General features: G+C 68.4%; 19 protein-coding genes and 1 pseudogene. 8 read left to right on the top strand and 12 right to left on the bottom strand.

What is annotated here, in order from left to right; translation table 11 throughout:
* Nucleotides 1-9 precede the first annotated feature (9 nt).
* Together E3T33_RS06755 and speB are read right to left on the bottom strand one after the other, a co-directional pair.
* Entirely contained in the window at nucleotides 10-1,479 is a 1,470-nt protein-coding gene (locus E3T33_RS06755) for a cytosine permease (protein WP_134574998.1), read from the bottom strand.
* A gap of 59 nt (nucleotides 1,480-1,538) precedes the next feature.
* Nucleotides 1,539-2,525, bottom strand: coding sequence for an agmatinase (speB, locus tag E3T33_RS06750; protein WP_241982850.1), 987 nt, complete (start codon nucleotides 2,523-2,525; stop codon nucleotides 1,539-1,541).
* 129 nt (nucleotides 2,526-2,654) lie between these two features.
* Here speB and E3T33_RS06745 point away from each other — a divergent pair, with 129 nt between their 5' ends.
* The gene (locus tag E3T33_RS06745; protein WP_134574997.1) at nucleotides 2,655-3,233 is read left to right on the top strand and encodes a helix-turn-helix domain-containing protein; all 579 of its coding nucleotides are present in this window, start codon (nucleotides 2,655-2,657) and stop codon (nucleotides 3,231-3,233) included.
* A gap of 113 nt (nucleotides 3,234-3,346) precedes the next feature.
* Here E3T33_RS06745 and E3T33_RS06740 read toward each other — a convergent pair whose 3' ends face one another.
* Nucleotides 3,347-5,494, bottom strand: coding sequence for a DEAD/DEAH box helicase (locus E3T33_RS06740; RefSeq protein ID WP_134574996.1), 2,148 nt, complete (start codon nucleotides 5,492-5,494; stop codon nucleotides 3,347-3,349).
* 292 nt (nucleotides 5,495-5,786) lie between these two features.
* On the opposite strand from E3T33_RS06740, the gene E3T33_RS06735 reads away from it, so the two are divergent.
* From E3T33_RS06735 to E3T33_RS06725, 3 genes are read left to right on the top strand one after another with little or no spacing between them, the layout of a single operon-like run.
* Nucleotides 5,787-8,945: an efflux RND transporter permease subunit gene (locus E3T33_RS06735; RefSeq protein ID WP_134574995.1), complete on the top strand. Its 3,159-nt coding sequence runs from the start codon at nucleotides 5,787-5,789 to the stop codon at nucleotides 8,943-8,945.
* Nucleotides 8,942-9,391, top strand: a complete 450-nt coding sequence (locus E3T33_RS06730; protein ID WP_092321187.1) for a hypothetical protein — start codon at nucleotides 8,942-8,944, stop codon at nucleotides 9,389-9,391. Before E3T33_RS06735 ends, E3T33_RS06730 begins: the two co-directional genes overlap by 4 nt.
* A gap of 1 nt (nucleotide 9,392) precedes the next feature.
* Nucleotides 9,393-12,509 (top strand): efflux RND transporter permease subunit, encoded by a 3,117-nt coding sequence (locus E3T33_RS06725; protein WP_092321188.1) that lies wholly within the window; start codon nucleotides 9,393-9,395, stop codon nucleotides 12,507-12,509.
* A gap of 37 nt (nucleotides 12,510-12,546) precedes the next feature.
* Here E3T33_RS06725 and E3T33_RS06720 read toward each other — a convergent pair whose 3' ends face one another.
* The 5 genes and pseudogenes from E3T33_RS06720 to E3T33_RS06705 form a co-directional block, all read right to left on the bottom strand.
* Nucleotides 12,547-15,783, bottom strand: a complete 3,237-nt coding sequence (locus E3T33_RS06720) for a beta-phosphoglucomutase family hydrolase (RefSeq protein ID WP_198417119.1) — start codon at nucleotides 15,781-15,783, stop codon at nucleotides 12,547-12,549.
* 134 nt (nucleotides 15,784-15,917) lie between these two features.
* A complete protein-coding gene (locus tag E3T33_RS15555; RefSeq protein ID WP_241982853.1) occupies nucleotides 15,918-16,064 on the bottom strand; it encodes a cation-translocating P-type ATPase C-terminal domain-containing protein in 147 nt (48 codons plus the stop codon).
* Between the two features lie 58 nt (nucleotides 16,065-16,122).
* A pseudogene (locus tag E3T33_RS15550) lies at nucleotides 16,123-16,326 on the bottom strand (hypothetical protein); the annotation flags it as partial.
* A gap of 272 nt (nucleotides 16,327-16,598) precedes the next feature.
* The gene (locus E3T33_RS06710; protein ID WP_092321189.1) at nucleotides 16,599-17,603 is read right to left on the bottom strand and encodes a TerC/Alx family metal homeostasis membrane protein; all 1,005 of its coding nucleotides are present in this window, start codon (nucleotides 17,601-17,603) and stop codon (nucleotides 16,599-16,601) included.
* Between the two features lie 114 nt (nucleotides 17,604-17,717).
* A complete protein-coding gene (locus tag E3T33_RS06705) occupies nucleotides 17,718-18,071 on the bottom strand; it encodes a hypothetical protein (RefSeq protein WP_134574994.1) in 354 nt (117 codons plus the stop codon).
* 226 nt (nucleotides 18,072-18,297) lie between these two features.
* Here E3T33_RS06705 and E3T33_RS06700 point away from each other — a divergent pair, with 226 nt between their 5' ends.
* Nucleotides 18,298-18,780: a universal stress protein gene (locus E3T33_RS06700; protein ID WP_092321191.1), complete on the top strand. Its 483-nt coding sequence runs from the start codon at nucleotides 18,298-18,300 to the stop codon at nucleotides 18,778-18,780.
* 8 nt (nucleotides 18,781-18,788) lie between these two features.
* On the opposite strand, the gene E3T33_RS06695 is transcribed toward E3T33_RS06700, so the two are convergent.
* Both E3T33_RS06695 and E3T33_RS06690 read right to left on the bottom strand, forming a co-directional pair.
* Complete coding sequence (locus tag E3T33_RS06695) at nucleotides 18,789-19,091, bottom strand: transcriptional regulator (RefSeq protein WP_134574993.1); 303 nt, start codon at nucleotides 19,089-19,091, stop codon at nucleotides 18,789-18,791.
* Between the two features lie 5 nt (nucleotides 19,092-19,096).
* The gene (locus tag E3T33_RS06690; RefSeq protein WP_092321193.1) at nucleotides 19,097-20,041 is read right to left on the bottom strand and encodes a sodium-dependent bicarbonate transport family permease; all 945 of its coding nucleotides are present in this window, start codon (nucleotides 20,039-20,041) and stop codon (nucleotides 19,097-19,099) included.
* Between the two features lie 97 nt (nucleotides 20,042-20,138).
* Between E3T33_RS06690 and E3T33_RS06685 the strand changes: the two genes are divergently transcribed.
* Nucleotides 20,139-20,423: a winged helix-turn-helix domain-containing protein gene (locus E3T33_RS06685; protein WP_092321330.1), complete on the top strand. Its 285-nt coding sequence runs from the start codon at nucleotides 20,139-20,141 to the stop codon at nucleotides 20,421-20,423.
* Nucleotides 20,424-20,524: 101 nt separating this feature from the next.
* Entirely contained in the window at nucleotides 20,525-21,799 is a 1,275-nt protein-coding gene (locus E3T33_RS06680) for a M18 family aminopeptidase (RefSeq protein WP_134574992.1), read from the top strand.
* Between the two features lie 58 nt (nucleotides 21,800-21,857).
* Here the strand turns inward: E3T33_RS06680 and E3T33_RS06675 are convergent, their stop codons facing one another.
* Nucleotides 21,858-22,313: a type II toxin-antitoxin system prevent-host-death family antitoxin gene (locus E3T33_RS06675; protein WP_092321195.1), complete on the bottom strand. Its 456-nt coding sequence runs from the start codon at nucleotides 22,311-22,313 to the stop codon at nucleotides 21,858-21,860.
* A 190-nt stretch (nucleotides 22,314-22,503) separates the two neighbouring features.
* Here E3T33_RS06675 and E3T33_RS06670 point away from each other — a divergent pair, with 190 nt between their 5' ends.
* A complete protein-coding gene (locus E3T33_RS06670) occupies nucleotides 22,504-23,955 on the top strand; it encodes an NAD(P)/FAD-dependent oxidoreductase (RefSeq protein ID WP_166784426.1) in 1,452 nt (483 codons plus the stop codon).
* On the opposite strand, the gene E3T33_RS06665 is transcribed toward E3T33_RS06670, so the two are convergent.
* On the bottom strand, nucleotides 23,952-24,635 hold the full coding sequence (locus tag E3T33_RS06665) for a Pr6Pr family membrane protein (protein ID WP_092321197.1): 684 nt from the start codon (nucleotides 24,633-24,635) through the stop codon (nucleotides 23,952-23,954). The genes E3T33_RS06670 and E3T33_RS06665 overlap by 4 nt on opposite strands.
* Nucleotides 24,636-24,732: the final 97 nt, after the last annotated feature.

Genomic DNA, 24,732 nt, shown 5'->3' with positions numbered 1-24,732 from the left:
GGGCCGGGGTCACCCGGCCGTGCCTTCGAGTTCGAGCTCGCTGCGGATGCGGGCCTCCGCCTCGGCGGCGTGGTCGAGGTTTCGCGAGAACAGCAGGTAGAGCCCGCCGGAGACGACCAGTCCGACGGCGAACGAGATGTCCGCTCCGCCCAGCGCCTCGGAGACCGGCCCCACGTAGAACGAGGTGTAGAAGAACGGGATCATCGCGACGAAACCGATCAGGTAGGAGACCATCCCGCGCCAGGCCCAGCGTCCGTAGATGCCCCGCGGGTTGAAGATCTCGGCGATCGCATACTGCCCGCGCCGCACGAGGTAGAAATCGACCAGGTTGACCGCGGTCCACGGCACGAGGAAGTACAGCATGAGGAGCACGAAGTCGTTGAAGCTGCCCAGGTAGTTGTCCGGGATGAGCAGGGCGATCGCGAGGGTGATCAGGCCGACGATGACGAGCCCGATCACGCGCAGCCGCACCGTCGCGCGAACCTTGCGGAATCCGTCGACGGCGGTCGTGCCGGTGAGCATGGCCCCATACGCGTTCACGCCCATGATGGAGATGAGGGCCACGGTCGAGACCAGGACGGCGAAGGTGCCGAACCCCGGGAAGAGCATGTCGCCGACGGTCTTGACGGCGCCGATTGCGTCGGCATCCGGGATGTTGCTGCCGAGCAGGGCGCCGAGCGACATCAGCCAGGACGCCGACACGGCCGCGCCGAGGTAGGTCCAGCCGATGAGCTTGGGCGCCGAGGCATCCTGAGGCAGGTAGCGGCTGTAGTCGGAGACGTAGATGGCGTAGCTGATGTTGTAGCCGGCGGCCAGCGAGAACATCACCAGGAACGAGGTGCCGTCCCAGCCGGCGGCGCCGGCGGCCTCGGTGACCGTGGAGGCGTCGAAGTTCACGATCGCCAGGACGGTGATGATCGCGAACACGACGATGAGCAGGTAGGTCAGCCAGCGCTGGATGAAGTGCAGCAAGTCGTGGCCCACGACGGCGATCACGATGGAGAGCGCAATCAGGAGCGGGTACCAGAAGAGCTTGTCGCCCGGCAGCGCCAGCTGCAGGCCCTGGGTGGCCAGGATCGTATCGAAGACCATGAAGCCGATGTAGACGAAAACGCTCGCCGCGAACGGGACGATGGCGCCTCGGCTGCCGAACTGGGCCCGGGACTGGATCATCTGCGGAAGGCCGGTGCGCGGCCCCTGGTTGGCGTGGAAGGCCATGAAGAACGTTCCGAAGCAGGCGCCGAGGACGACCGCGAGAACGGTCCACCAGACGCTCAGCCCGATGGCCGGGCCGATGAAACCGATCACCATGGTGGGGAGCACGAAGTTGCCGGTGAACCAGAACGGTCCCTGGTGCCAGACCTTTCCGTGCCGTTCGGATCGTGGCACGTAGTCGATCGAGCGCTGCTCGATGACGCTGCCGCGCCGTTCGGAATCAGCGGGCGAGGCCGGGGCGGGGGTGGTCGGGCTTGTTGACATCGTTGTCCTTCGGGGTGTGCGGTGTGCGGTGCGTGCGGGAGGCGTGCGGGAGCCCGGGTCTAGCGGGACGGGGTCATCGCCGAGATGATCTCGTAGGCGACGTGGGAGGCGGCGACGGCGGTCAGCTGTGCGTGGTCATAGGCGGGGGCAACCTCGACGACGTCGGCGCCGACCAGGTTCACGGCACGCAGGGCGCGGATCATGGCCAGGAGTTCCCGGCTGGTCATGCCGCCGGCCTCCGGGGTGCCCGTCCCCGGCGCGTGGGCGGGGTCGAGCACGTCGATGTCGACGGACAGGTAGACGGGGCGATCGCCGAGCCTGGCCAGCATCCGTTCGATGGCGCGGGCAAGGCCCTCGGTCTCGAACTCGGCGCTGGTGATGATCGCGAAGCCGAGACGTTCGTCGTCGCGGAGGTCGTCGCGGGAATACAGCGGGCCGCGGATGCCGACGTGCATGCTGGCCTGCATGTCGATCAGCCCCTCCTCCGAGGCGCGGCGGAACGGAGTGCCGTGCGTGACCGGGGCGCCGAAGTAGGTGTCCCAGGTGTCGAGGTGCGCGTCGAAGTGCAGCACCGCCACGGGTCCGTGCCGTTCGGCGGCCACCCGCAGCAGGGGGAGGGCGATGGTGTGGTCGCCCCCGATGACCACCAGGCGCTTGCCGTCGGCGGTCAGCTCGGAGGCCGCCTGCTGGATCTGGGCCACGGCCTCGGTGATGTTGAACGGGTTCGCGGCGATGTCGCCGGCGTCGACGACCTGCTGTGTGGAGAACGGCTCGACGTCCTGCGCGGGGTTGTAGGGCCGGAGCAGCCGCGAGGCCTCGCGCACGTGGGCCGGGCCGAAGCGGGCGCCCGGGCGGTAGCTCACTCCGCTGTCGAACGGCACACCGACCACCGCGATGTCGGCCCGGCCGACATCCTCGAGGCGGGGCAGCCGGGCGAAGGTGGCGATTCCGGCGTAGCGGGGCACCAGGCTGGCGTCCGTCGGGCCGATCGGCTGTTCGTTGACCATCAGTCGTCCTGCTTTCGTGCGTGTGGGGGTGTCGCTCATCGGGATGGTGCGGGATACTCATATGCAACATAAAGTGTTTGTCATGCAACTTTGAGCCTGGTCTGATTCTGGGGGCAGCGTCCCTCCCTGTCAAGATGATGCTCCCGGCCGCTCCGACGAAAGAGTCACATGAGACCCGTGCATCCAGCCCCCTCCGAGGATCGCGTCCGTGTCGGCGCCCGGCTGCGCGCAACCCGCCGGGCCCAGGGCCTGACGATCGAACAGGTCGCGGATGCCACCCACCTCACCAGGGGCTTCATCAGCCGGGTGGAGCGGGATAAGACCTCGCCCAGCGTCGCGACCCTGGTCACGCTCTGCCAGGTGCTGTCGCTGTCGGTGGGCTCCCTCTTCGCGGAGGCAGACATCGAGGTCATCACCCTGGCCGAGGCCCCCTTGATCAATATGGGCGGGACCGGCGCGGTCGAACGCCTCGTGACGCCGCGCAGCCAGTCCCGCGTGCAGGTGCTGCGCTCCACGCTCGAGCCCGGGGCCGACGGCGGCGAGAAGCTGTACACGATCAACTGCGACGCCGAGGTGGTTCACGTGATCAGCGGGCGGCTGACGGTGCGCTTCTCCGACCGCACCGTCGACCTGGCGGCCGGGGACACCGTCACGTTCGCCGGTCGCGAGCCGCACACCTGGCAGAACCCCGGCGACGCCGGCGCCGAGGTCATCTGGACGCTCGTCCCCGCCGCCTGGAGCGCCTAGCCCCCGCCCCGCCCCATCCCGCCCCATCCCCCTCCCGCGAAACCGCAGTTGTGCGCGTTAAACGGGCGTTTTAGGGCGCACAACTGCGGTTTCGCGGGGAGGGCGGGCGGGGGTCAGGACTTCAGCGCGAGGGTGAAGGGCAGCACGGCCGAGACGCCTTGGTGACGGAGCAAGCGGCCGGCGACCGTGAGCGTCCACCGGCTGTCGGCGCTGTCGTCGATGAGCAGCACCGGCCGGCCGGCGAGCGATTCGAGGCCTTCCGCGAGGTGCGGGCCGACCGCCAACCGCTCCCAGACGTTGGCGAGCCGGTAGGCGCTGTTGCCGCCCGGCGTTCCTGTCGGGCCGCCGTTGGCGTGGTCGAGCGAGCCGAGCCAGGGCAGGCGGCCGGCGTCCGACAGCGCACGCGCGACCGACTCGACGAGCAGCGGATGCCGCCGCGACGGCATGCTGATCACGGCGGCCGGGCGCTCGTCCCAGTCCCAGTCGGCCAGGACGCGCACGCAGGCGGCGAGCATGGCGGCGCTCGCCGGTGCATCCGTCGCCCCCGAAGCGAACACGTCCCGGAGCGGCCCGCCCCAGCCGAGGTCGGTCAGGCGGGCAAGGGCGCGGCCGGTGGACAGGCGCTCGCCGAGCGGGATGTTGCCGCGCACGTCGACGCCGAGGCTCGCGACGCCGGTGGGCCACTGGGCGCGCGGCTCGATCGCCACGCCCACCCGGTCGAGCGACTGCGCGGCCGCGGAGGTCGCGGCCTCGTCGACGTCGGCCGGATACCAGGGCGCGGCGCAGGTGTCGCACCGACCGCAGGGCACGGCCGTGTCGTCGTCGAGGGCGCGCTGCAGGAACTCCATCCGGCAGCCCGAGGTGCGTTCGTACTCGATCATCGAGCGCTGCTCGGCGACGCGCTCGGCGGCGATGCGCTCGTAGCGTTCGCTGTCGTAGACCCAGGGCTGCCCGGTGGCGACCCAGCCGCCCTTCACCCGGTGCACGGCCCCGTCGACGTCGAGCACCTTGAGCAGCAGTTCCAGCGGGGTGCGGCGCAGGTCGACCCGCGCCTCGAGCGCCGGCGTGGAGAGGGGGGCGCCGGCGGCGTCCCGCAGCGCCCCGAGCACGGCCTCGGCCTTGCCCTGGCTCGGCATGGAGGCGGTGGCGAAGTACTGCCAGATCGCCTCGTCCTCGAGCCCGGGCAGCAGCAGCACGTCGGCGTTCTCGGTCGCGCGGCCGGCGCGGCCGACCTGCTGGTAGTAGGCGACGGGGGAGGAGGGAGCGCCGAGATGCAGCACGAAGCCGAGGTCGGGCTTGTCGAAGCCCATCCCGAGGGCGCTCGTGGCGACGAGCGCCTTCACCTCGTTGTTCTTGAGCATCCCCTCCGACTCCTCGCGCTCGGCTGTGTCGGTCTGGCCGGTGTAGGCGCGCACGGCGTGGCCCGCCTCACGCAGCAGGCGCGCCGTGTCTTCGGCGTTCGCGACGGTGAGGGTGTAGATGATGCCGCTTCCGGGCAGTTCGGAGAGGTGGCTGAGCAGCCAGGCCAGCCGGGCCTTCGAGTCGGGCAGCCGGAGCACGCCGAGGCGGAGGGATGCCCGGGCGAGCGGCCCGCGGATCGTCACCACCTCGGTGGTCGAGCCCTCGGAAGTCGAGCCTGCCGTGACCCGGTGGTCCAGCTGGGCTGCGACATCCGTCACCACCCGGCTGTTCGCGGTCGCCGTCGTCGCGAGCACCGGCACGCCGTCCGGCATCTCGGCGATCAGGTCGCGCAGGCGCCGGTAGTCGGGGCGGAAGTCGTGGCCCCAGTCGGAGATGCAGTGCGCCTCGTCGACCACGAGCAGGCCGACGCGACGGATCAGCGCGGGCAGTTGTTCGTCGCGGAACGACGGGTTGTTGAGCCGTTCGGGCGACACCAGCAGCACGTCGACCTCGTCGGCCTGCAGCAACGCCTGCACCTCGGCCCACTCGTGGGCGTTCGACGAGTTGATCGACACGGCCCGCACGCCGGCGCGCGCCGCGGCGGCGACCTGGTCGCGCATGAGGGCCAGCAGCGGCGACACGAGGATTGTCGGCCCGGCTCCCTGGCGGCGCAGGAGCAGCGTGGCCACGAAGTACACCGCGGACTTTCCCCAGCCGGTGCGCTGCACGACGAGCGCCCGACGCCGCTGGTCGACGAGGGTTTCGATGGCCTCGTACTGGCCCTCGTGGAACTCGGCGTCGGGACGCCCGACCAGGGCGCGCAGGATCTCGAGGGCGGATGCGCGCGTGTCGGTGGTCATCCGCTCAGCTTGCCAGACCCCCCTGACAGCCGGAGGGAAGAGCGGATAGTAACGCAGCACTCTTGGGGCAGGGCCCCACGGAATGAAATTCATGAGATACTCTCAGTAAAATTCAGTGGCAACGATTCACGACAACGCGAATCGCTGATGGCCGCTCACCTGCGGCGCAGCGCATCTCGACGTCCTCGGGGCGTGATTCGAAGTCTGATTCGGCACATCGAACAGCGGTGATCGAACAGCGGTGATCGGAATTACCGATCGCCGACGGCTTCTCTGGGACGGGTGGAATGTCATGGGCTGGTTAGTGCGCTGGAGCCTCAGATTCCGCCTTCTCGTGCTGGCCCTGGCGGCCGGGATCGTCGGCTTCGGGCTGATCAATGCGCCGGAGATGTCGGTGGACAACCTGCCCGAATTCGCGCCTCCTCACGTTCAGATCCAGACCGAGGCCCTCGGGCTCTCCGCCGTCGAAGTCGAACAGCTCATCACGTCGCCCATGGAGGCCGACCTGTTGAACGGTGTCGCCTGGCTCGATGAAATCCGCTCCGTGTCCGTGCCGGGGCTCTCCTCCATCGATCTGATCTTCGAACCCGGCACCAACGTCTTGCGTGCGCGCCAGCTCGTGGCCGAGCGGCTCACCCAGGCATTCGCGTTGCCGAATGTGTCCACGCCGCCCGTCCTGATGCAGCCGCTGTCGTCCACCAGCAGGGTGATGATGATCAAACTCAGCTCGCAGGATGTCTCGCTGATGGACATGTCCGTCCTCGCGCGGTGGAACGTCAAGCCCAAGCTGATGGGCGTCCCGGGCGTCGCCAATGTGTCGATCTGGGGCCAGCGGGAACAACAGCTCCAGGTGCAGGTGGACCCGGATCAGCTCCGTGCGAAGGGCGTGACGCTCGAGCAGGTCATCGAAACGACCGGCAATGCCGTGTGGGTGTCGCCGTTGAGCTTCCTGGAAGCGTCCACTCCCGGTACCGGCGGATTCCTGGAATCCGCCAACCAGCGAATCGGCATCCAGCATGTGCTGCCGATCCAGACGCCGGAGGATCTGGGCAAGGTCACCGTCGAGGGCACGGAGAGTGGCCGGCTCCTGCTCCGCGATGTGGCCGAGCTCTCCGAGGACCACCAGCCGCTGATCGGTGACGCCGTCACCGGCGACGAGCCCGGCCTGCTGCTCGTGATCGAGAAATTCCCGGACACGAGCGTCGAAGAGGTCACCGGAGACATCGAGGATGCGCTCGATGACCTCAAGCCCGGCTTGACCGGCATCACCGTCGACAGCACGGTGTTCCGCCCCGCGTCCTTCCTGGCCGGTGCCGTCGACGATCTCGGCCTGGCGTTGCTGGTGAGCCTGCTGGTCGTCACCCTGGCCATTGGGCTGGCCTTTCGTTCCTGGCGGTACGCGCTGGTCGGACTGGTGGGCATCGGGCTGTCAGCGACCGCAGCCGCCGTGCTGCTCGAGCTGCAGGGAGCCGTCTTCAACACAATGGTGTTCGCCGGACTTGTCCTGGCGCTGGCCGTCATCGTGGGCGATGTGATCACTGACCTGCACAGCGTCAGGCTGCGAACGGATGCCGATGGTGCCGAACCCCAGGAAGGTCGGCTGGTTCGAGCCCTCAAACGCTCGCGAATCCCTGCCGTGTTCGCGGCCCTGATGTCCGCGCTGGCAGTGGCGCCCGCCCTCTTCGTGCCCGGTATCGACGGGGAATTCCTCAGGCCGCTGGTCCTCGCATACCTGTTGGCCCTGCTTGTCGCCGCGATCGTCGCGCTGACCGTCACTCCAGCCCTCGCCGGCATCCTGCTGGCCGGGGATCGTAGCCCGCGCCCCGATCCGGCGTTTCTTCGTCGGCTGCGCGCGAGGGGCAACAGTGCGGGGGAGAGACTGGCATCCGGAAGGCAGTGGGTAGCTGCGGCCGTTGTCGCCGCGATCGCGATCGCCGGCGTGGCCGCGATTCCGTTCCTGGCCGACGGCAAACCCATCGTCGCGGAGGTCCCCGACCGCACCATCCTCATCCAATGGGAGGCGGCCGCGGGCACTGCGGGAAGTGAATTAAGCCGCGTGATGGCAATCGCCGGCACCGAATTGCGCTCCGTGCCCGGCGTCGACTCCGTCGGCGGCCATGTCGGCCGGGCGATCACATCCGACACTGCATCCGACGTCAGCTCGGCAGAGCTCTGGGTCACGATGACGCCCGAAGCGGACTTCCGGGGCGTCCGGGCTGCCGTCGAGGACATCGTCATCGGGTATCCCGGAATCGCCACCGAGGTCATCACCTACCCGGAACGGCAGATCGCCGCGGTCCGAGACGCCGGCGAGCAGCCCTTCCAGGTGCGCGTCTACGGCATCGATCTGGACGTCATGCGGGAGAAGGCCGAGGAGGTCAGGCAGATCCTGGCTGAGACCGACGGTGTGGTGAACCCCCGGGTGGACGTGACGATCGACCAGCCCATCGCGGAGATCGAAGTGAACCTTGCCGCCGCCGAGAAGCACGGCATCAAGCCCGGCGACGTGCGACGTGCGGCCGCCGCCATTTTGCAGGGCATAGAAGTCGGGTACCTGTTCGAACAGCAGAAGGTGTTTCAGGTGGTGGTCAAGGGCAACGCCGAGGTTCGCAACAGCCTGACGAGCGTGCGTGAGCTGGTCATCAACACGCCCGACGGCGGTCATGTGCAGCTGGGTCAGGTGGCCGAGGTGCGGGTCAGCCCGAACCAGACGGTCATCAACCACGACGACACGTCCCGGCGCATCGATGTCAGCGCAGAAATCGAGGGACGGAGCCTCGCGGATGTCACGACCGACATCCAGGCGGCCATCGCGAAGATGGAGTTCCCGGTCGAGCATCACGCCGCGATTCCCCCGCAGTACGAGGAACAACAGGCTTCCGGGCAGCTCGTCTGGTGGCTGCTCGCCGCGGCCGTCATCGGGATTCTCATCCTCCTGCAGACGGTCCTGGGCAGCTGGAAACTGGCGGGGCTTGCTTTCGTGCTCCTGCCCGTGGCGCTGTTCGGCGGCCTGCTGGCCGCCGTGCTTGCCGAGGGCATCGGCTCGCTCTACGCGCTGATTGGATTCGCGGCCGTGCTGGCCATCGCCGTGCGGGATGTGATCCTGCTCCTGGGTCGATACCAGACCCTGCAGGGCCGCGACCCATCGGCGTCGCCGGAGAGCCTCGTCCGGGCGGCGTACCGGGACCGGCTTGCTCCGACCATCCTGGCCGGCCTGACGACGGCAGTTGCCCTGATCCCCCTGGTTCTCCTGGGGGGCGCAGTCGGAGTGACCACAATATTGCCGCTGGCCGTCATCGTCTGGGGCGGACTGGCGACGTCGGCGCTGCTCACCCTGCTCATCCTGCCCATCCTCCTCGTGCGGTTCGGGCCCGCGAGACAGGTGGAATGGGAAAGCTCGCTCGTAAGTTCTGATGGACCTGTACCGCAAGAGAGGCAGGACGTGTCATGAAAACCAACAGTCGTTCGCTGCGCCGGGGGACGATGGCAGCCGCGGTGGCCGCGGCGCTTGCCGTGGGCCTGACCGGTTGCGTCCAGCCTCCGGTCGAAGCGGCGCCCATCATCGCCGCGGCAACGAAGGAAGAGATCGCGGGCACGGACCTGAGCAAGCTGACCCTCACCGAGCGGGCCGTGGAACGACTCGACCTGCAGACGGTGGCCGTCACGGTCGGCGCCGGCGGGCTCGAAGTCTCGTACGGCGCCCTGATCTACACCTCCGAGGGAGACACCTGGGTGTACACGAACCCCGAGCCGCTCGTGTATATCCGGGCGCAGGTCGTCGTGGAACGCATCGACGGGGACACGGTCCGGCTGAGTGCGGGCCCCGCGGCCGGTACGAAGATAGTCACGGTAGGAGCGGCCGAGCTCTACGGCGCCGAATTCGACGCGGCGCACTGACATGCGCCGCGTCATCGGGTTCAGCCTCAAGTTCCGGTCGGTGATCGTCGCGATCGCCGTCGGGATCATGCTGTTCGGGGGAGTCCAGCTGAGCACGGCCTCCGTGGACGTCTTTCCCGAGTTCGCGCCGCCCAAGGTGGAGATCCAGACCATCTGCATCGGCCTGACCGCCGAGGAGGTTGAGCAGCTGGTCACCGTGCCCCTCGAGGAGGCGCTCAACGGCGTCGAGGGCCTCGACGACCTGCGCTCGAAGTCGGTCGAGCAGCTGTCCTCGGTCGTGATGATCTTCGAACCCGGCACGGACCTCCTGACGGCCCGTCAAATGGTGTCGGAACGCATCGCCATCGTGGTCCCGACGCTGCCCACCTGGGCCGCGCCGCCGGTGATGCTCCAGCCGCTCTCGTCGACCAGCCGGGTCATGAAGATCGGGCTGACATCCGATGAGCGCTCGCTGATGGAAATGTCCATGATCACCTATTGGAAGATCAGGGCGCATCTGCTGCGGGTGCCCGGCGTCGCAAACGTGGCGATCTGGGGCGAGCGACTGCAGATGCTCCAGGTGCAGGCGGAGCCGGACAAGATGCTGGCAGAGGGCGTATCCCTGAACCAGGTGATGGATGTCACGGCGAATGCGCTGGACGCCGGCCTGCTGCAATACTCCCCGGGCGCCCTGATCGGAACCGGGGGAAGCATCGGCACCCCCAACCAGCAGCTGGGCATCCAGCACGTGTTGCCGATCGCGACGGCCGAGGATCTCGCGAACGTGACCATCGAGGACCGTGACGGGACGCCGCTCAAGCTCGGGGACGTGGCGACCGTCGTCGAAGATCATCAGCCGCTGATCGGCGACGCGGTGATCAACAACGGCGAAGGCCTCATGCTGATCGTGGAGAAGCTCCCCTGGGGGAACACCCTCGAGGTCACGGAGGGCGTTGAGGCCGCGCTCGAGGAGATGAAACCCGGGCTCAGCGGCATCGACATCGATACCGCGATCTTCCGGCCGGCGTCATTCATCGAGGAGTCTTTGGACAACCTGACCCGGTCGCTCCTCCTGGGCTGCCTCCTGGTGATGATGGTTCTGGGGGCCTTCCTCTTCCAATGGCGCACGGCGCTGATCAGCCTGATCGCCATCCCGCTCTCCCTCGTGTCCGCGGCGCTGGTGCTGTATCTGACCGGCAGCTCGATCAACACCATGGTCCTCGCGGGACTGGTGATTGCGGTGGGCGTCGTGGTGGACGACGCGATCATCGACATCGAAAACATCATTCGCCGCCTGCGGCAGCATCGCGCCTCCGGCAGCACGAGATCCACGTCCTCGGTTGTGCTGGAGGCCTCGCTCGAGGTGCGCGGCCCGATTGTCTATGCCACGTTGATCATTGTCGTCGCGGCCATCCCGATCTTCTTCCTCGAGGGGCTGACCGGGGCGTTCTTCAGGCCGCTGGCCATCTCGTACACGCTGGCCGTGCTGGCTTCGATGGTGGTCGCGTTGACCGTCACTCCCGCGCTGGCGCTGCTCTTCATGCGCAACCTGCCGCTGAAGGAACAGGAGCCGCCGCTCGTGCGGGTGCTCAAGCGCGGATACCGCACGGTTCTGAAACCGATCGTCCGGAGGCCCGCGGGAGGGTACATCCTGTTCGGCTCCCTGGCCGCAACGGGCGCCCTCGTTGCTCCGTTGCTCGGGCAGTCGTTGCTGCCGGACTTCAAGGAGCGGGACTTCCTGATGCACTGGGTGACCCAGCCGGGTACCTCGGTGGCCGAGGAATACCGCATCAGCAAGCTCGCCTGCCAGGAGTTGCTCACCATCGACGGTGTCAACAACTGCGGCGCCCACATCGGGCAGGCGTTCGCGGCCGACGAGGTCGTCGGCGTCCATTTCGGCGAGAACTGGATCAGCATCGACCCCGAGGCGGACTACGAGAAGACCCATGCCGCGGTCCTGGAAATGGTCGAGGGGTATCCGGGCATCCACCGGGACGTCCAGACCTATTTGAAAGAGAGGATCAGGGAGGTCCTGACAGGCTCGAGCAACGCGGTCGTGGTGAGGCTCTACGGCGATGACCTGAACCTCTTGCGGTCGACGGGCGATGACATCCTGGAGATCTTCGAAAAAATCCCCGGGGCGATCGACGAGCATGTGGCCCTGCAGGTCGACATCCCCCAGCTCAGCGTCAAGGTGGACCTCGAGAAAGCCCAGACCTACGGGCTGAAGCCGGGCGATGTGCGGCGCGCGGCGGCAACACTGGTTGCCGGCGAAGAGGTCGGTGACGTCTACCGGGGCGGCAAGGCCTACGACGTGCAGGTCTGGAGCCCGGTGGAGATCCGCTCCGACGTGAGCAGCATCCGCAACCTGCCCATTGACACACCCAGCGGAGAGCAGATCAAACTGTCCGACGTCGCAGACGTCAAGCTCATCGCGACGCCGAATGTCATTCAGCGCGAGGAGGGCTCCCGGCGCATCGACATCGAGGCCAACGTCGAGGATGGCACCCTCGGGACGGTGGTCGCGGCGATGGAGGCCGGGCTGGCCGACCTGGAGCTGCCGACGGGGTTCCACGCCGAAGTCCTCGGCGAGTTCCAGGAACGTGAAGCCGCCTCACGGCTCCTGCTGACGCTGGCGCTGCTGGCGCTGGCCGTGATCTTCCTCCTCCTGCAGGCCGCGTTCGGCAGCTGGAGGCTGGCGACGTTGATCATGCTGACGCTGCCGATCGCCCTGGTCGGCGGGGTCTTCGCGGCCTTTCTGGGCGGTGGGGTGCTGTCGCTGGGCTCGATCGTCGGATTCCTCACGGTGATGGGCATCGCCGCGCGCAACAGCATCCTTCTGATCAATCACTGCCAGCACCTCGAGAAGAAGGAAGGGGTGACATTCGGCCCCGAGCTGGTGCTGCGCGGCGCCGGCGAGAGGCTCTCTCCGATCCTGATGACCACGCTGGCCACGGGACTCGCGCTCGTGCCGCTCGTGGTCATGGGCAACCTCCCCGGCCATGAGATTGAACACCCGATGGCACTCGTGATCCTGGGCGGGCTGTTCACCTCGACCCTGCTCAACCTGTTCGTGGTGCCGTCCCTGTACCTGAGATTCGCCAAGTCGAAGGCCTCGCTCGTTCCCGCCGAACTGTGAGTTTGGCACCTTCCCGGGCACCACGAAGGTGCCAAACTCACAGTTCGGCGGAGGGGCCGAGCACGAAGTCCCGGGTTTCTCCCGGCGCGAGCATCGACTCGCGTCCCTCCACCCTGACCCGGATCGGCGTGGCACCGCCGGCGTGCAGCCTCAGGCGCAGGGTCGTCGCGGTCACCTCCAGCCGGATCGGCTGCTCCCGGTAGTTGATCGTGAAGACCACCCGCGCCAGCTCCGCGGGCAGCACCGGGTGTAGCCAGAGCATGTCCTCCCGGATCTCGAGCCCGGTGTAGCAGCGCACGACCATGTCCATCGAGCCCGCCATGGCCCCGAGGTGGATCCCTTCGGGAGTGGACCCGCCCTGGATGTCGGCCAGGTCGCTCTCCAGCGCCCGGGTCAGGAAATCCCAGGACGCCTCCCGGTCGCGCCGGGCCTCCAGCCACGAATGCACGACATTGCTCAGGGTCGACCCGTGCGTCGAACGGGCGCCGTAGAACTCCACGGTGCGCACGATCGCCTCCGGCGGCAGCGCGTATCCCATCTCATGAAGCAGCTCGCGGAGCTCCTCTGCCGAGAAGAGGTAGAGCAGCATGAGCACGTCGGCCTGCTTGGACACCCGGTAGTTGTTCGTCGTGTCGCCCTCGGCCTGGAGGATCAGGTCGAGGCGGCCGATGGAGTCGTACCGGTCCCCGTACGCCTGCCAGTCGAACTCGGCCAGGTCTTCGTAGCCCTCGAACTGGCTGATCACGCCGTCGGCGTGGAAGGGCACGCGCAGCCGCCGGCCGATGTGCTCCCACCGGCCGACCTCCTCCGGCCGCAGTCGCAGACGGTTCCACAGCGGTCGGCAGTAGCGCCCCTCGAGCAGCGACACCGTTTCGATCGCGCGCCGCAGCACCCATGCGGTCATGACGTTCGTGTACGCGTTGTTGCGCAGACCCGAGCCGGGGGAGCCCGGGTAGCCGTCATGGAACTCGTCCGGCCCCATCACGCCCTCGATGTCGTACCGGTCGGCGGTCTCGTCGTAGCGGGCCAGGCTGGCGAAGAAGCGCGCCACCTCGAGCAGGATCTCCGCGCCCTGGCGGATGAGGAACTCCAGGTCGGCCGTCGACTGGTAGTGCTGCCAGACGCTGTACGCGAGGGCCAGCCCGACGTGCCGCTGCAGGTGGGAGTTGTCGGGCATCCAGGTGCCGCTGCGCGTGTTGAAGAACTCGGTCGGGGTCACCTCGCGCCCGTCGATCCCGCTCTGCCACGGGAACATCGCCCCCTCGAAGCCGGACTCCTTCGCGGCGGCCCTCGCCTCGTCGAGGCGCCGGTACCGGTAGCCGAGCAGGGCGCGGCTGAGGTCGGGGCGGCGGAGGGTGAGGATCGGGTAGACGAACAGCTCGTCCCAGAACACGTGTCCGCGGTAGCCCTCGCCGTGCAGGCCCCGGGCCGGCATCCCCGCGTCGAGGTCGGCGTCGACGGCGGCCAGCGTCTGCAGCACGTGGAAGGTGTTCAGGTTCAGCGCCAGCGACGCTCGCTCGCTGGTGTGCATGCGCACGGCGAACTCGTCCCAGAGGATCTGCCAGGCGCGCTCGTGGGCGGCGGCGAGCCGCTCGGGTTCCGGCAGCCGCCGCATCCACGTCGCCACGGCCCTGGCCGGCGAGGCGATCGCCCGGTCCCGGGAGGTGCCGACGATGACCGTCTTCTCCACCGTGACCGGATGCCCCGGCGCCAGGTCCACCTCGAACTCGTGGGCGACCCACCCCTCGTCGTCGTGGAGCAGGCGCGGGGAGAGGGGAATGCGGGCGCCCGCCCGGTGGGCGCGGGTGCGCGCGGCCATGGCGATGTGGATGCCGGACTGGTTCGTCTCCACCTCGAGCAGCACCGTCTCCCCATCGATGGCCGCCGCGGTGCGCGGGATCAGGTGCGAGCCGGTGAGCAAGCGGTCGGCGGCGACGTTGCGGTTGGCCACCCGGCCCTCCAGCGCGGACCGGATCGTGATCGGCCCCGACCAGTCTTCGGCTTCAAAGGTCGTGGTCAGCACGGCCAGGCGGGGCGCGGCCTGGGACACGAACCGGTCGGAGGTGACCGTCGTGGTGCGCCCGGCCTCGTCCCGGAATCGGATGACGCGCCGGAGCATCCCGCGCCGGAGGTCGAGCTCCTGCAGGTAGCTGATCAACTGGGAGCCGCCCGGGCGGAACCAGTCGTTTTCGGCCACCTTGAACCAGAGCGGCAGCCAGTTCGGGCCGTTCACCAGGTGCTCGTCCTCAACGCTCCGGTCGCCGAGCTGCGTGTGCACCCGGTTGTAGACGCCGGCGAGGTAGGTCCCCGGGTAGTGCACGCCGTCGGCGCCGGTCTCTGTGGCGGCTCCGCGGGTTCCCCAGTAGCCGTTACCGAGGGTGCAAAGCGCTTCCCGCAGCCCCTCCGTCGCCGGGTCGAAGCCCACGTAGCGCAGCAGCCACGGGTCGCTGCCGGAGTCACCGCCCGCCCACCCGGGGAACTCCGGCCCCGGTTCGCGCGGCAGGTCGGGGAAGCCCACGTCGGCCCCGTCGAGGTTGGGCATCCGCAGGTCGAGGTCGCGCAGGTCGAGCTCGCCCAGGTCCGTCACCACGAGATCGGCCCCTTCGGCCCTGAGCCGGTCACCGTAGCCGGTGCGGTCGACGCCGATGACGAGTCCGAATCCGCCGCGGGAGGCGGCCCGCACCCCGGCTTCGGCGTCCTCGATGACCACGGCGTGCCCGGGGGACACCCGCAGCAGCCGGGCCGCCTCGAGGAACATAGCCGGGTCGGGTTTTCCGGGCAGGCCCAGCCTCGCCGCATCCGTGCCGTCGACCCGCGCGTCGAAGAGCCCGGTCAGCCCGGCGGCCGCCAGCACCGCCTGGCAGTTGCGGCTCGAGGTCACGACGGCGGTCGGGATGCCCTGCCCGCGCAGCCGGCGGAGCAGCGCCACGGTGCCGGGATACCCCTGCACCCCGCCGCCGATGAGCTGCTCGAACAGCGCCTGCTTACGGTCGGCCAGCGCGGTGATCCGCTCCGGCGCCGCCTCGAGCCCACGGGACGCCAGGAAGTTGCGGATGCCGTCTTCGCGCGGACGCCCGTCGACGTACCGCCGGTAGTCGGCGCCGACGTCGAATGCCGGCACCGGGCCGGCCGAGAGGAGCGGAAGCTGCTCGTCGAACAGGGCCTTCCAGGCGAGCGCGTGCACCGACGCGGTGTCGGTGACGACGCCGTCCAGGTCGAAGATCACGGCTTCGCGCCCTGACCGGGGCGAGTGCTGCGGCTCGATCTCGGTCACGATTGCACTCCTCACGGCGGCGTTGTGTGCCCATACTATGCAGGTGACGCTCGCGTTCGGCGAGTGACATGAGATCGGCCCATGCGTCGGGTCGGTTCGACGTCAGTGCGGTTCGACGTCACTGCCGCTCGACGTCACTGCCGCTGGGACCAGCGCCGGACGCCCTTTTCCGCCTCGACAATGATCAACACCGTTGAGCCCACGGCGATGCAGAGGAGCCATTCCCGGGCGTTCAGGGGCGTCAGCCCCAGCACGCTGGCGGAGACAGGCCAGGTAATCACGGCCCAGTGAGCGGTCAGGGCCGGTGGCGATGGCAACGCCCCTCCCGCGACCGCTGCCCACGAACGTGCCGATGAAAGCAACGTTTGCCTTGTCCGCTTCCACGACCTCCCGCGGGAGCGGATCCGTGTGCTCCGTCGCGGCGAAGGACTCTCCGGTCCGCATCGACTCGTCGTCCTGGAGGCCGTTCCTTTCGATGAGTCGCAGGTCGGCGGGAACTCGCTCACCGCTCTCGAACAGCACGATGTCGCGTCCGGGGACCACTCGTTCGGCGCCATCGCGCAGGACCCGGCAGGAGGGAGTCGAGAGGGATTGCAGCGCCCGCACATCGGCTTCCGCCTTGCGCTCCTGCACGAACCCCGGGCAGCGTTGATGCACAGGACCAGGAAGATGGCACCCGAATCCACCCACTGTTGCTGGATGAGCGTGATGACCGGCTGTCTCCGGATCCAGGCTGTGCCGCGGCACCGGCTCGGCTGCGGTCCTGGACGCGGCGATTTGCTTGGAGGTCACGATGTCGCCCCTGTTCCGGGCGGTTACTCCGTCCTTCCGGGGTCGTGCGGTTGCTCTCCCGTGAGCGAGCCGGCGTGGGCGCGTGCGGTGGGGTCGAGCCGGACCCGGATCAGGCTGGCGATCGTGGTCACGGTCAGGACGACAGCGATGACGCCAAGGCTGAGGTTGGTGCTGATCTCCGGCACTCGGTCGTCCAGGCCATGCCCCCAGTGCAGGACGAGTTTCACGCCGATGAAGGCCAGGATGAGGGCCAGGCCGGTGGAGAGGTAGACCAGCCGGTCCAGGAGCCCTTTGACGAGGAAGAAGAGTGCCCGCAGCCCGAGCAGGGCGAAGGCGTTGGCGGTGAAGACGATGTACGGTTCGTCGGTGATACCGAAAATCGCCGGGATCGAGTCGAGCGCGAACAACAGGTCGGTGCTGCCGATTGCCAGCAGCACGATGAAAAGTGGCGTCACCGCGCGGCGGCCGGCGCTGCGCGTGAACATACGCCCGCCGTCATAGTCCGTGCTGACGTTCAGGCTGCGGCGGGCCACCCGGACCAGCACGTTGTCGTGCACGTCGGGGTCGACGTTGCGGTGCCGGTAAAGCTGTACGGCCGTCACGATCAGCACGAGACCGAAGATCAGGAACATGAAGGAGAACAGCGAGAGCAGCGCGGCACCCAGGGCGATGAAGATCGCTCGCAGGACCAGGGCCAGTACTATTCCGAAGATGAGAACCTTCTGCTGGTACTTCTGCGGAACGGCGAAGGTCGACATGATGATCACGAAGACGAAGAGGTTGTCGATCGACAGGCTCTTCTCGACGATGTAGCCGGCGAAGTATTCCGCGCCGAGGTCCCAGCCCACCTGGGCGGCGAATACCAGACCGAACACGATCGCCACCGCGATGTAGAGGACCGATGAGATTGCCGCTTCGCGGAACTTGACAACGTGCGGCCGGGCGGCGGCCAGACCCAGGTCCAGAGCGAGCAGCCCCAGAATCAGTCCGATGGTCAGCGTCCAGCGGAGAGCGGTGACTTCGAGCACTAGTGACCTTTCTGTCGTCGGTCGAGATTACATCCGGCGTTCGCTTCCAAGGATAGACACCTGAAGTGAAATTCGCTAATCTGGATACGTACGTTGAATGGTTTCCGCACACATTCATGTGGCCAGCATGTTCGACTGGAAGGTGTCCGGCACGGCGCAGCCGAGCTGGCGCAGGAAGGGATTTCGTTGTTGTCCAATCGAGAGACACCTGCTTTTTTCCCTTTTGGATCGAGTGTTCCCGCCTCCACCGCGGTTCCCCCCGAACCCACCTACCTCGTCGTCGTGGCGGATTTTTTCGACGTCGCCCAGAGCCTGGCCGCGGCGTCTGTGCTGGCTCGTCGCGCAGGCGCGCGACTGTTGATCGCGCTTGCCCGCTCCCGTTGCGGTTTCACGACCGACGCTGCGATCGCACGACGCGTCGTTGTGCGGAGGCGGCAGGAGCTGCTGGACTTGGAGCGTCTTGCTCACCAGGTACTAGACCGCACGGGCGTCGCATTCGACACAGTCCTGATGACCTACGGGGGCAGTGGCACCCAGCCCGGAAGCAGTCGTAGCATGTGTGCAGCCATGGACCGCCTGGCTCGCCGCCATGGTGCCACGCAGCTGCCCAAACAACCGATCATCCCACCACCGCCCACCACGCCAGCGACCTAAGAGCCGGCATCGCCCGTCACCCCGATAAGGAGAACAACCCATGAGCGCTGAAGACACGATCGACAACAGCGAACTGGTACCCGCACCGCGCAACAGCATTGTGGTCGGACACGATGGATCCGACTATGCCGATGACGCCCTGGGCGCGGCCCTCGAGCTCGCCGACCAGCTGCATGTCCCCGTCCTGGTGGTGCGGGCCTGGTCCATCGCGACGGCTCCGCGCCCGTCCAATTGGGACTTCGGGTACGTCTCGTCGTTCGATGAGTATTCCGCGGCCGTCCACGACGAACTTGTGCGGGACGCGCGCGCCGCGGTCAAGAAATATCCCGCGGTTTCGGTCAGCTACCGCGCCGTTCACGCCGGCCCCGCGCAGAGCCTCATCGACCTCTCACGCGACGCCCGCCTGCTCGTCGTCGGAACCCGCGGGCGTGGCGGACTCGCGGGGATGCTGCTCGGTTCCGTGAGCGAGCAGTGCGTACGGCACGCGGCTTGCCCCGTCCTGGTCGTGCGGCCGCGCACCTGACGGGGCGCTTAGAATTTCTGCGGTCGCAGCACGGTGATGTCGCTCATGAACAGGATCATGGCGTAGTCGTCGTAGTAGTGCTCCTGGAGGGAGGCGGCGATCGCTTCGGCTGTCTCCGCGTCGCACACAACCTCGACGCGGATGTTGGCGCTCGCCTCCCAGCCGGCATCGCGAACGCCGCGGTTCCCTTTTCCGCGGGCATCGGTGATGGTGTAGCCGTGCGCATGCAACCGATCGAGATCCCGAACGAGGGTGCCCTCGAGTGCTGCTTCGGTGACGATGGTCAAGAGCGTGCGGGTATGGTTGTGCATTCGTCTCATCCTCTCGCGAATGTATGTGCCCACACGGAGAGCGCGTGGTAGATCGGGATGCCGAGCAGGACATTGAACGGGAATGTTATGCCCAGCGCGGCGGCCAGGGACAGGGTGGGGTTGGCCTCGGGCACTGAAATGCGCATGGCGGCCGGCACCGCGATGTAGGAAGCGCTCGCCGCCAGCGTCGCGAGAATGGCCGTTCCGCCGATGGAGAGCCCTAGAGCCCATCCCAGCCAGGTCCCCACCAGTGCCGAAAAGAGTGGCATCCCGATACCAAAGGCAACCAGAAATGGCCCGTGGCGGCGCAGGCTGCCGGCCTGTTTCGCCGTGATCAACCCCATCTCCAGCAAGAATAGGGCGAGGATTCCCTTGAATAGGTCGAAGAACAACGGCTCGATCGACGCGAGACCGTCCGGCCCCGCCGCCCAGCCGATGAACACTCCGCCGAGCAGGAGCACGATGCCCTTCCCCAGGAAGACCTCATGGGCAACCGAACCCCAGCGCGTCTCGCGTGAGAGACCCCGGGCGAGAACAATTCCCACCAGAATGGCCGGCACCTCCAGAAGGACCAGAAGAAGCGGCATGTGCGCTTCGAAGGCGATCTGCCGGCTGCCGAGATAGGCAACCGCCACGGCGTAGGTGCCCACGCTCACGGAGCCGTAGTGGGCGGCGATCGAAGCCGCATCCGCACGTGTGAATCGGCCCAGGTGGCGCAGCACGGGGAATGCGATGAGGGAGAGGGCCAGGCCCAGGGCCACCACAGCCAGCATCTGCGGCAGCAGATTGCCGAACGGCTGCCTGGCGAGTTCGATTCCGCCCTTGAGGCCGATGGAGAGCAACAGCACGATACTAGCGAACTCGTACACCGCCGCTGGGAGACGCAGTTCCGAACGCAGCAGGCCCGCGACGGCGCCGAGCACGAAGAAGAGGATGACTGGATCGATCACATGGTGGCTCTCTGGTTCGTTGTCGAGCGATGTATGCTAATGATAGCCGGTATGACATAGCGTGTATTTCAAAACGTGTGTCATCTATAATCAGAGGATGGCCGACTGGACCTTCCTCACTAATCACGCACACGTTCTGCTGTGTGTCTCCACAGACCCCGGTATGCGGTTACGGGACATTGCGGGAGCGGTGGGCATTACCGAACGCGCCGCCCAGCGCATCATCGCCGAACTTGTCGCAGACGGGTATCTCACGCGTCGACGCGATGGACGGCGTAACCGCTACGAGCTCTACCCGGAGCTGCCGCTTCGGCATCCCTTGGAAAGTGACCACCAAATCGGCGAACTTCTCGTGGCGCTTGGATCCGAACACCGCGTTTAGACGGTTAGACGATTACTCAGGTATCAGCACGGCCCACATGGGGTGCCGAGGCTCCCAACCTCGGAGATTCTGCCTGGCCGGGCAGGTGGTTGGATGGACCCATGACCTCGAGCCACGCGTACATGGACGATTTCGCCCGATTCATCACGGCCTCGCCGTCGTCGTACCACGCGGCCGCCGAGGTCGCCCGCCGCCTCGACGCCGCCGGGTTCACCCGCCGCGATGAGACCGAGCAGTGGCCCGCCACACCCGGCCGGCACTACATCGTGCGCGACGGGGCCGTCATCGCCTGGGCGCAGCCGGCCGCTGCCGGCCCGACCACCCCGTTCCGCATCCTCGGCGCCCACACCGATTCGCCCGGCTTCAAGCTCAAGCCGAAGCCCACGCTGGCCTCCCAGGGCTGGCTGCAGGCCGGGGTCGAGGTGTACGGCGGGCCTCTGCAGAATTCCTGGCTCGACCGCGAACTGGAACTCGCCGGGCGCCTCGTCACCCGTGACGGCGCCGAGCACCTCGTGCGCACCGGCCCGTTCCTGCGTATCCCGCAGCTCGCCGTGCACCTCGACCGCGAGGTCAACACAGCCGGCCTCACCCTGGACCGCCAGCGCCACCTCAACCCCGTGTTCGGGGTCGGCGACAGCTCGCAGGCCGACCTCGTCGGGCACCTGGCCGGCCTCGCCGGGCTGGAGGGGGCGGATGTCGCCGGCTACGACATCCTCACCGCAGACACCGCCGCCCCAGCCACGTTCGGCCGGGACTCCACCCTCTTCGCCGCCGGCCGCCTCGACAACCTCACCTCGGTGCACGCGGGCCTGCTCGCGCTCATTGCCGCGCCGGAGGACACCGGGCAGATCAGCGTGCTGGCCGCCTTCGACCACGAGGAACTCGGCTCCCAGTCGCGCTCCGGGGCCAGCGGACCGCTGCTCGACGACATCCTCACCCGCATCGGCGCCGCCCTCGGCGCCGACGTCTCGGACCGGCTCCGCGCGTACGCCGGCTCCTGGTGCCTCTCCGCCGACGCCGGCCACGCCGTGCACCCGAACTACCCCGAGCGCCACGACCCGGCCAACACGCCCATCGCCGGCGGCGGCCCGCTGCTCAAGATCAACGCCAACCAGCGCTACGCGACGGATGCCGTGGGCGCGGCCCTCTGGGCGCGCGCCTGCGAGCAGGCCGACGTGCCGTACCAGGAGTTCGTGTCGAACAACACGGTGCCCTGCGGGTCGACGATCGGGCCGCTCACCGCGACCCGGCTCGGCATCCGCACCGTCGACGTCGGAGTTGCGCTGCTCTCGATGCACTCGGCGCGGGAGATGTGCCACGTGAACGACCCGGTGCTGCTGTCCGCGGCGATCGGCGCCTTCTACGCAGGCGCCTGAGCCTGAGCCTGAGCCGGGCCGACGCGGCGTCAGCCGGGCTGACGCCGCGCGAGCCGGCTCAGCCGCCGAACGGGTAACCGAGGTCCCGGTCGACCCCATGGCGCCCGTCGCGGGGGCCGGAGTCGGGCAGGGCCGGAAGCTGGTCGCCGTCGCGGGCGTAGAGCGAGGTGCGTTTCGGCGCGACCCGCCGGGCGGCCGGGCCCTCTCCGATGACCGCGACCACCGTTTCGGAGACGATCACGGCACCGGGAGCGTCTGGCGGAACGAGCCTGGCCACCGGATGTCCCGCCCGGGTCAGCACGACGTCCTGGCCGTCCGCCACCCGGGCGAGCAGCACGAAGAGGTGCAGCTTCGCGACCTCCACGCTCACCGTGAGGGTGTCCCATCCTTCGGCGCCGGGCCGCCGCGCGGGGAAGGGGTCGTACTCCTCGTCGCGGTCCACCCCGTGGCGCCCGTCGCGGGGGCCGGGATCGGGGAGCTCGGGAAGTTGGTCGCTGTCGAAGGTGTAGCCCATGGCGGGCTCCTCTCCACGGGTCGGTGCCTGTGCGGATGCCTGTGCGTGCGGATGCCTGTGTCAGACGGTACGCCGACTGCGCCGTGCCCGCCACTGGGGTAGCTTTGAGTCATACCAGCGGCGCGGACCCGGAGCACCGAGGTCGGCCGAAACCAGCGGCAGCGGGCACAGTCAGGGAACGGGCACAGTCATGAAGCGTCGGACCTTCCTCATCGGGTCGGCGTCCGGGCTGTCCATTTTCGCGCTCACCGCGTGCACCGGCCCGTCACCGGTGCCCTCCATCAGCCCGTCCCCGTCGGAATCCCCGTCGCCGTCCCTCGTGCCCCGGCCGCAGGCCATGCGGCGCACCTCGTGGTCGAAGGATCCCTTTGCGCGCGGGTCGATGAGTTTCACGGCGGTCGGGGCGACGCCGGCGGATCGCACCACGCTGGCCACGCCCGTGCAGGACCGGGTGTTCTTCGCGGGCGAGGCCACGTCGGTCGAGCTGCCGGGCACCGTGCAGGGCGCCCGTGACTCGGGCCGCCGCGCCGCCCGGGAGGTCATGGCCGTCGCCGGCGCAGACGAGCGCATCGCCGTCGTCGGAGCGGGAATGGCCGGCATCACGGCTGCCGGGCTGCTCCGCGACGCCGGGTACGACGTCGTCGTGATCGAGGCGCGCAAGCGCGTCGGTGGGCGGATCGCGACCGTCTCGGATCCGGACTGGCCGTTCCCGATCGAGCTCGGACCATCCTTCGTTCGCAACTCCACCGCGAGCCGGCTGGATGAGGACCTCGCCAGGGCCGGGGTGACCACCCTCCCGGTGCCCGGCGGCACGGAGACCCGCACACCGGCCGGCGCCATCGCGCCGGTGTCGCCGGTGGGCTCCGGTGCCGTGGCCGAGGCCATCGCCTGGGCGGCCGGCCAGCCGCAGGACGTGTCCGTCGCTGTGGCCCTCGTCGAATCGGGGGCCTCCGACCTGTCCGACACCCCCGGCGAAAACGGCGTCTCCGAGGTCGACTGGCTCGATCACGCCGTCGCCGGCGAGATCCAGCAGCTCTCCGGAGCCGAGGCGGGGCTGGTATCCGCGTGGTTCCCGCCGCAGGCCGGAACCGGCGACGACACCGCGGAAGACGGAACCTGGCAGGGAGACCGGATCGTGCTCGGCGGGTACTCCACCCTCGTGTCCGAAGCCGCCGTGGACCTCGACCTGCTGGCCTCCAGCGCCGTGCGACGGATCGCCTACACCGACGAGGGCGTCAGCCTGCGGCTCGAGACCGGAGAATCACTCGGGGCCGACCGGGTGATCGTCACCGTCCCGCTCGGCGTGCTCAAGACCGACGCACTGGAGTTCGCGCCGCCGCTTCCGTTCGAGCACCGCGGGGCGATCGCCGCGCTCGGGATGGGCGTGCTCGACAAGGTGTGGTTGCGCTTCCCCGAGCCCTTCTGGGACACCGACGTCACGCTCTGGTCCGTCGTCGGCGGCGACTCCGGCTTCCAGGACTGGGTGAACCTCGAACCGCTCACCGGCGAGGCGGTGCTGATGGGCGTGGTGGCCGCCGACGACGCCCTGCGCCTGGCGAAGCTCGGCGACGACGACTTCCTGGCGGCCGCACTGGCCAGCCTCGAGCCGTTCGCCCTGCCCGTTCCCGAACCGACCGGCTAGCCGGTCGGGCTCATCCACCGGGGCGCCCAGCGGAGCTTCGTCAGGGCGATCAGGCCCGCCGCGACGCCGGTCATCAGGGCCACGGCGAGCGCGCAGTACAGCACGGTTTCGAGGGGGCCGCTGACCTGCACGGGGTCGAGGAAGAAGTACGGATACCAGCCGACCCCGGCCCCGCGGACCAGGGTGAAGACGCCCCACAGCAGCGGGTACACCACAATCCAGGCGAGGGGCTTCCAGGTCAGGCGCGCCTTCCCGAAGTCGAGCATCCAGTCCAGAAGGGCGAAGGTCGGGATCCAGAAATGCAGGAGCTGGCTCGACCAGGGAACCTCGATCGTGTAATCGCGGGTCGATGACTGGATGACGATGCTGAGGAAGACGATCCCGGACACCACCATGTAGCTCGTCACCAGCACCCGGAGGATGTCGAGCCAGGGCGGATCCACCGGGCGCCGGAACGCGATCCGGGCGGCCGTGAAGAAGAGGACGACCCCGGCGATGGCACTCTGCACCGTGAAGTAGCTGAAGAAGTTGCTGGTGACGAACGTGGCGAAGCCGAGCACATAGTCGAAGTCGCCCACGAGGGCCGTAATCAGGATCAGAGCCAACAGGATGCGGGCGACACCGAAGATCTTGCGTACCTCCACGCGCGTTCGGCGGGGGCCGAACGTTCGCAGGGGCATGCTGCCACGCTACGCCCCTCCGGTCCGGGCGGGGGACGCCGGGCGGGACCCCGGGATTCGGGGGTCGACCGGCGCCGCCTCGCGGAGTAGCGTCGGA

It is taken from the genome of Cryobacterium sp. TMT1-2-1 (assembly GCF_004403955.1).
GTDB classification, from domain to species: domain Bacteria; phylum Actinomycetota; class Actinomycetes; order Actinomycetales; family Microbacteriaceae; genus Cryobacterium; species Cryobacterium psychrotolerans.
The sequence above is the reverse complement of the archived record's forward strand: the minus strand, read 5'-3'. Positions and strand labels throughout refer to the sequence as shown.

Coding starts and splice junctions, on each gene's coding strand:
- E3T33_RS06755 (WP_134574998.1), bottom strand. CDS start 1,479: ATGTCAACAAGCCCGACCACCCCCGCCCCGGCCTCGCCCGCTGATTCC.
- speB (WP_241982850.1), bottom strand. CDS start 2,525: ATGAGCGACACCCCCACACGCACGAAAGCAGGACGACTGATGGTCAAC.
- E3T33_RS06745 (WP_134574997.1), top strand. CDS start 2,655: ATGAGACCCGTGCATCCAGCCCCCTCCGAGGATCGCGTCCGTGTCGGC.
- E3T33_RS06740 (WP_134574996.1), bottom strand. CDS start 5,494: ATGACCACCGACACGCGCGCATCCGCCCTCGAGATCCTGCGCGCCCTG.
- E3T33_RS06735 (WP_134574995.1), top strand. CDS start 5,787: ATGGGCTGGTTAGTGCGCTGGAGCCTCAGATTCCGCCTTCTCGTGCTG.
- E3T33_RS06730 (WP_092321187.1), top strand. CDS start 8,942: ATGAAAACCAACAGTCGTTCGCTGCGCCGGGGGACGATGGCAGCCGCG.
- E3T33_RS06725 (WP_092321188.1), top strand. CDS start 9,393: ATGCGCCGCGTCATCGGGTTCAGCCTCAAGTTCCGGTCGGTGATCGTC.
- E3T33_RS06700 (WP_092321191.1), top strand. CDS start 18,298: ATGAGCGCTGAAGACACGATCGACAACAGCGAACTGGTACCCGCACCG.
- E3T33_RS06695 (WP_134574993.1), bottom strand. CDS start 19,091: ATGCACAACCATACCCGCACGCTCTTGACCATCGTCACCGAAGCAGCA.
- E3T33_RS06685 (WP_092321330.1), top strand. CDS start 20,139: ATGGCCGACTGGACCTTCCTCACTAATCACGCACACGTTCTGCTGTGT.
- E3T33_RS06680 (WP_134574992.1), top strand. CDS start 20,525: ATGACCTCGAGCCACGCGTACATGGACGATTTCGCCCGATTCATCACG.
- E3T33_RS06675 (WP_092321195.1), bottom strand. CDS start 22,313: ATGGGCTACACCTTCGACAGCGACCAACTTCCCGAGCTCCCCGATCCC.
- E3T33_RS06670 (WP_166784426.1), top strand. CDS start 22,504: ATGAAGCGTCGGACCTTCCTCATCGGGTCGGCGTCCGGGCTGTCCATT.
- E3T33_RS06665 (WP_092321197.1), bottom strand. CDS start 24,635: ATGCCCCTGCGAACGTTCGGCCCCCGCCGAACGCGCGTGGAGGTACGC.